Source organism: Xenorhabdus sp. Sc-CR9, assembly GCF_963897815.1.
GTDB lineage: Bacteria > Pseudomonadota > Gammaproteobacteria > Enterobacterales > Enterobacteriaceae > Xenorhabdus.
This window is the reverse complement of the sequence record NZ_CAWQTY010000152.1, coordinates 1-226: the sequence shown is the minus strand read 5'-3', so window position 1 is coordinate 226 and position 226 is coordinate 1. Positions and strand designations below refer to the sequence as shown.

Below are 226 nucleotides of genomic sequence, written 5' to 3'. Positions count from 1 at the left end.
ACCGTTATCGATAGTTATTGCTGAGGGGTTCGCTACTGCGGTTACGGTCAGTAAATGCCACGATAATGAAAATAGTCTCACACTGGCGGCAATGGATGCAGGGAATTTGAAGCCCGTTGCTATCGAGTGCCGTAAAAAATGGCCTCACGCGATAATCATTATCGCCGCAGATAACGACTGGCACGCCGAGGGTGAATTGGACGCAGACGGCAACCTTAAAAAGAAC

At 49.1% G+C, this 226-nt stretch carries 1 protein-coding gene; it reads left to right on the top strand.

The genetic code is table 11. From position 1 onward, the window contains the following. Positions 1 to 226: toprim domain-containing protein (locus AACQ81_RS07075; protein ID WP_237388520.1), on the top strand; the 226-nt coding region annotated here is incomplete at both ends.